Origin of the sequence: Sandarakinorhabdus oryzae (assembly GCF_009733735.1) — a bacterium.
Taxonomy (GTDB): Bacteria; Pseudomonadota; Alphaproteobacteria; order Sphingomonadales; family Sphingomonadaceae; genus Sandarakinorhabdus; species Sandarakinorhabdus oryzae.
Window position 1 is genome coordinate 1 of sequence record NZ_WNJP01000158.1, and the last position, 6,348, is coordinate 6,348.

Consider the following 6,348-nt stretch of genomic DNA (forward strand, 5'->3'; position numbering starts at 1 on the left):
GCCCTGGTCAGCCGGCGCGCCCGGCCGCCGCACCGCCGCAGCAGCAGCGACCGCGCATGTCGCCGGCCGAACTGGCCGCGCTCTATCAGCGCCAGGCCGAGGAAGAGCGGCTGCGCCTGCTCGAAGAGGCCCGCATCCGCGAGGACCAGGAGCGTGCCCAGCGCGAAGAGGAAGAGCGCCGCCGCCTCGAGGAAAAGCGCCTGCGCGAGGAAGAGATCGCCACCCGTCCCGATCCGGAACCGGAAGCCGGCCTGGTCATCCCCACCGACGTCATCGACGATGACGACGACAGCATGCGCGTGCGCATCATCCCGGGCCGCAAGCCGGATGCGCCCAAGTCGCCGCGCCTGAAGGTTGCCGACGATCGCCGCAAATCGGGCAAGCTCACTGTCACCCGCGCGCTGGATGACGAAGGCAATACCCGCGTGCGCAGTCTGGCTGCGCTGCGCCGCGCCCGCGAAAAGGAACGCGGCCGCCTTGGCAGCCAGCCCAAGCAGGTGCGCGACGTGACCGTGCCCGACATGATCACGGTGCAGGAACTGGCCAACCGCATGGCCGAACGCACCAGCAACGTCGTGCGCCTGCTCGCCCGCCTGGGCGTGCCATCAGCCGCGGTTGACGAGATCGATCAAGACACCGCCGAGCTGGTGCTGACCGAATTCGGCCACAACATCATCCGCGTGTCGGAAAGCGATGTTGAAAAGGGCATGGTCGGCGAAGTCGACGTGGACGAGGATCTGTCCCCGCGCCCGCCGGTTGTCACCATCATGGGCCATGTCGATCACGGCAAGACCAGCCTGCTCGATGCCCTGCGCGGCACCAATGTGGTCAAGGGCGAAGCCGGCGGCATCACCCAGCACATCGGCGCTTATCAGGTGACGACGAAGGACAAGCACAAGATCACCTTCCTCGACACGCCGGGCCACGAAGCCTTCACGCAGATGCGCGCCCGCGGTGCTGGCATTACCGATATCGTGGTGCTGGTGGTGGCCTGGGACGACGGCATCATGCCGCAGACGATTGAGGCCATCCAGCACACCAAGGCCGCTGGCGTGCCGATGATCGTGGCCATCAACAAGATGGACAAGCCCGGCGCCGACGCCGCCCGTATCCGCACTGCGCTCCTGCAGCAGGACGTGCAGGTGGAAGAAATGGGTGGCGACGTGATGGACGTCGAAATCTCGGCCATCAAGAAGACCGGCCTTGATGAGCTGCTCGAAAAGATCCTGCTGCTCGCTGAAGTCAGCGAACTGAAGGCCAACCCCGATCGCGCTGCGGAAGGCACGGTGATCGAAGCCCGGCTCGACAAGGGCAAGGGTCCGCTCGCCACCGTGCTGGTGCGGCGCGGCACCCTGAAGCGCGGTGACATCTTCGTGATGGGCCAGGAATGGGGCCGCGTGCGCGCCATGGTCGACGACAAGGGCGCCCAGGTGAAGGATGCCGGCCCGTCGGCCGCAGTCGAAGTGCTCGGCCTTAACGGCGTACCGCAGGCCGGTGACGTGGTGACCGTCGTGGAAAACGAAGCCCGCGCCCGCGAAGTCGCCGACTATCGGGCCGGTCTCGCCACCGCCAAGCGGACGGCCGGCAATGGCCCGGCCAACCTGGAAGACATGTTCTCGGTGCTGCGCGCCAAGAAGGTCCAGGAATTCCCGCTGGTCATCAAGGCCGACACGCAAGGCTCGGCCGAAGCCATCGCCGGTGCGGTGTCCAAGGTTGGCAACGAACTGATCCGTGCCAAGGTGCTGCTCGCCACCACCGGCGGCATCACCGAAAGCGACGTCACCCTGGCCAAGGCCTCGGGGGCGCCGGTGATCGGTTTCAACGTCCGCGCCAACGCCAAGGCCCGCGAAATCGCCCAGCGCGATGGCGTGGCGCTGAAGTATTATGACGTGATCTACGACCTGATCGAAGAGGTTAAGGCCGGCATGGCGGGCCAGCTCGGCCCCGAAGCCTTCGAAACCGTCGTGGGTCGTGCCCAGGTGCTGGACGTGTTCCAGGCGGGCAAGACCGGCAAGGCCGCCGGTCTGCGCGTGCTGGAAGGCTATATCAAGAAGGCCCTGCGCGCCCGCGTCATGCGCGACGATGTCATCATCTACACCGGTTCGATCGCCTCGCTGCGCCGTTTCAAGGACGATGTGGCCGAAGTGAAGGCCGGCCTGGAGTGCGGCATCACGCTGGCGGATTCGTCGGACGTGAAGGCCGGCGACATCATCGAAACCTACGAAGTGGAAATGAAGGAACGCAACCTTTAACGGTTGCACCTTGGGAGCAGGTCAGTCCTGCTCCCACCACTGCCGCCCTTCATTGGGGAGGATATTCGTCATGGTCCGTTCCACCCCCGACGCCCAGGGTCGCCCGATCCGCCTGCAGCGCATCGGCGAGCAGGTGCGCCATGCGCTGGCCGAGATCCTGGCGCGCGGCGATTTGCGTGACCCGATGGTCGCGCAGACGATCGTCTCTGTCTCCGAAGTGCGGGTCACGCCCGATCTGCGCCACGCGACCGTGTTCGTGAAGGCCTCCAACGGCGATGACGATGCGCTGGTGAAGGCGCTTGCCACCCATTCGCGCTGGCTGCGCGGCGAGGTCGCGCGCCGGCTCGCCACCAAATACACGCCCGACCTGTCATTCCGCCGGGACGACAGTTTCGACGCCGGCGCCCGTATCGACGCTGTGCTGCGCCGCCCCGAAATCGCCCGCGACCTTGCCACTGAAAAGCCCTCTGCCCGGCCGTGGAAGAGCCTGGCCGACAGCCTGGATGACGATGAGGACTGATGCCACCGCGCTCAGCGGCTGGATCATCCTCGACAAGCCGCTGGGCCTGACCAGCGCGCAAGGCGTCGCAGCGATCAAGCGCCTGCTGCGAACCGCCGGCCTGCCGGTGCCGCGCATCGGCCATGGCGGCACGCTGGATCCGCTCGCCACCGGCGTGCTGCCGATCGCGCTGGGGGAGGCGACCAAGCTTGCTGGCCGCATGCTCGATGCCGCCAAGGGCTATGATTTCACGGTGCAGTTCGGCCGCCAGACCAGCACCCTGGATGCCGAAGGCGAGGTGGTGGCAACCAGCGACGAGCGGCCCTCGCCCGAACAGATCGCTGCCATCCTGCCGCACTTCACCGGGCCCATCGATCAGGTGCCACCAGCCTATTCGGCGCTGAAGGTGGACGGCAAGCGGGCCTATGCCCTCGCCCGGGCCGGCGAGGCTGTGTCGCTGGCCACGCGCCATATCACCGTGCACCGCCTCGACCTGATCGCCACCACGCCTGACAGCGCCAGCTTCGCTTGCCTCGTCTCCAAGGGCACCTACATCCGCAGCCTCGCCCGCGACATCGCCATCGCGCTCGGCAGCGTTGGCCATGTCACCCGGCTGCGGCGCACCCGGTCAGGCCCGTTCCGGCTCGATCAGGCAATATCGCTGGACAAAATGGCCGAACTGGTGCAGGGGCGGCACCTTGAACAGGGACTACTGCCACTGACGGCAGGGCTGGACGACATCCCGGCTCTCGCCATCACGCCAGACGAAGCGGCGGCGCTCATGCAAGGGCGCAGGCTTCCCGGGCACCCAGCCAGCAACGGCACCTATCTTGCAAGCCTCGGCTCTGTTCCCGTGGCGCTTGTCGAGGCCCATTCGGGCGAGGTGCGGGTGCTGCGCGGGTTCAACCTCTTGAAGGAGTAACACGATGTCGGTGACCGCCGAAAAGAAGGCTGAAATCATCAGCAGCAATGCCCGCGCCGCCAACGACACCGGTTCGCCGGAAGTCCAGGTCGCCATCCTGTCGGAACGCATCGCCAACCTGACCGAGCATTTCAAGACCCACGCCAAGGACAACCATTCGCGTCGTGGTCTGCTGGTTCTGGTCAACAAGCGCCGTTCGCTGCTGGACTATCTCAAGAAGAAGGATGCAGCGCGCTATACCGCGCTGATCACCAAGCTGGGCCTGCGCAAGTAAGGTTCAGCCTGCCGAACGGCCCCGACATCGGGGCCGTTCGTTTATCCGGCCCCGAACGAATGAGCGTTCGCGATGCCGGCGCCGCCAAAAGGGGCGGCAAACAGAGCTGTGGCGACCGGCAATAGGGCCCGTCGCCAGGGAAAGAGACGTAATGTTCACCATCCACAAAGAAGAACTCACCTGGGGCGGCCGCAAGCTGACCCTGGAAACCGGCCGCATTGCCCGTCAGGCCGATGCCGCCGTGCTCGCCACCCTGGGCGAAACCGTGGTGCTGTGCGCCGTGACCGCCGCCAAGTCGGTGAAGGAGGGCCAGGATTTCTTCCCCCTCACCGTGCACTACCAGGAAAAATACTCCGCTGCCGGCCGCATTCCCGGCGGCTTCTTCAAGCGCGAACGCGGCGCCACCGAGCACGAAACGCTCACCAGCCGCCTGATCGATCGCCCCGTGCGCCCGCTGTTCCCGGAAGGTTTCTACAACGAAATCAACGTGATCGCTCAGGTGCTGAGCTATGACGGCGAAGCCGAGGCCGATATCCTCGCCATGGTCGCCGCGTCGGCCGCGCTCACCCTGTCGGGCGTGCCCTTCCTGGGCCCGATTGCCGGCGCCCGCGTTGGCTATGTCGACGGCGAATATATCCTCAACCCGACCAAGACCCAGGTGAAGGACGGCAGCCTCGATCTCGTCGTCGCCGGCACCGCCGACGCCGTCATGATGGTCGAATCCGAAGCCAAGGAGCTTTCGGAAGAGGAAATGCTGAACGGCGTGATGTTTGCCCACCGCAGCATCCAGCCGGTGATCGATGCCATCATCCGCCTCGCCGAGAAGGCCGCCAAGGATCCTTGGGACATGGCCATCACCGACGACAAGGCGATGCTGACCAAGCTGAAGAAGGAAATCGGCAAGGACATCGACGCCGCTTATCGCCTGTCTGGCAAGTCCGAGCGCCAGGCCGCGCTGGCCGTCGCCAAGGACAAGGCCAAGGCCGTGTTCGCCGATGGCACCCCGCAGGAGCAGATGAAGGCCATCAAGCTGTTCAAGAAGCTTGAAGCCGATATCGTGCGCGGCGCCATCCTGAAGGAAGGCCGCCGCATCGATGGCCGCGACACCAAGACGGTGCGCCCAATCGAAGCGATGGTGGGCTTCCTGCCGCGCACCCATGGTTCGGCGCTGTTCACCCGCGGCGAAACCCAGTCCATCGTCACCACCACGCTCGGCACGGCCGATGCGGAGCAGATGATCGATGGCCTCGATGGCCTGCGCTATGAACGCTTCATGCTGCACTACAACTTCCCGCCCTATTCGGTCGGTGAAGTCGGCCGCTTCGGCGCGCCGGGCCGCCGCGAAATCGGCCACGGCAAGCTGGCCTGGCGGGCGCTGCATCCGCTGCTGCCCACCAAGGAAGAGTTCCCCTACACGATCCGTGTGCTGTCCGACATCACCGAGTCCAACGGCTCGTCGTCGATGGCCACGGTCTGCGGTGGCAGCCTCGCCCTGATGGACGCCGGTGTGCCGCTGAAGCGCCCGTGCGCCGGTATCGCCATGGGCCTGATCCTGGAAGGCAAGGACTTCGCCGTGATTAGCGACATCCTGGGTGATGAAGATCACCTGGGTGACATGGACTTCAAGGTGGCAGGCACGAGCGAAGGTGTCACGTCTCTGCAGATGGACATCAAGGTCGCCGGCATCACCGAGGAGATCATGCGTGTCGCCCTGGCCCAGGCCAAGGACGGTCGCGCCCATATCCTGGGTGAAATGGCCAAGGCGCTGGACAGCACCCGCGAAGGTCTGTCGGCGCACGCCCCGCGCATCGAGACGATGCAGGTCGCCAAGGACAAGATCCGCGACATCATCGGTACCGGCGGCAAGGTGATCCGCGAGATCGTCGCCACCACCGGCGCCAAGGTCGACATCGAAGACGATGGCACCGTGAAGATCAGCAGCTCCGATCCGGCCCAGATCGAAGCCGCCCGCAACTGGATTATCGGCATCGTCGCCGAACCGGAAGTCGGCAAGATCTACACCGGCAAGGTGGTGAACCTGGCCGACTTCGGCGCCTTCGTGAACTTCCTTGGCCCCAAGGACGGCCTGGTCCACATCTCGGAAATCAAGAACGAGCGTGTGGCCAATGTCCGTGACGTGCTGAGCGAAGGCCAGGAGGTCAAGATCAAGGTGCTGGGCGTCGATGATCGCGGCAAGGTGAAGCTGTCCATGCGCCTGGTTGATCAGGAAACCGGCGAGGAACTGCCTGATACCCGCCCGCCGCGGGAAGGCGGCGATGATCGCGGCCCGCGCGGCGATCGTGGCCCCCGCCGGGACGGCGACCGTGACCGTGGCCCGCGCCGTGATGGCGATCGTGGTCCGCGCCGTGACGACCGTGGTCCCCGCCGAGACGGCGGCGAT

Annotated in this window: 5 protein-coding genes; all 5 read left to right on the forward strand. The window is 65.8% G+C overall.

The features are described 5' to 3' along the window. Nucleotides 1–2,252: translation initiation factor IF-2 (gene infB, locus GJ693_RS12915; protein ID WP_156256699.1), on the forward strand; the 2,252-nt coding region annotated here is incomplete at its 5' end. A gap of 70 nt (nt 2,253–2,322) precedes the next feature. Then, entirely contained in the window at nt 2,323–2,772 is a 450-nt protein-coding gene (gene rbfA, locus GJ693_RS12920) for a 30S ribosome-binding factor RbfA (RefSeq protein ID WP_156256700.1), read from the forward strand. Then, nucleotides 2,762–3,673: a tRNA pseudouridine(55) synthase TruB gene (gene truB, locus GJ693_RS12925; protein ID WP_408014581.1), complete on the forward strand. Its 912-nt coding sequence runs from the start codon at nt 2,762–2,764 to the stop codon at nt 3,671–3,673. Before rbfA ends, truB begins: the two co-directional genes overlap by 11 nt. A gap of 4 nt (nt 3,674–3,677) precedes the next feature. Then, nucleotides 3,678–3,947 carry a 30S ribosomal protein S15 gene (gene rpsO, locus GJ693_RS12930; RefSeq protein WP_086115687.1) on the forward strand — a complete coding sequence of 90 codons (270 nt, stop codon included), beginning with the start codon at nt 3,678–3,680 and terminating at the stop codon, nt 3,945–3,947. Between the two features lie 151 nt (nt 3,948–4,098). Next, nucleotides 4,099–6,348, forward strand: a 2,250-nt coding sequence (gene pnp, locus GJ693_RS12935) for a polyribonucleotide nucleotidyltransferase (RefSeq protein ID WP_156256702.1), incomplete at its 3' end; no start/stop codon positions are given.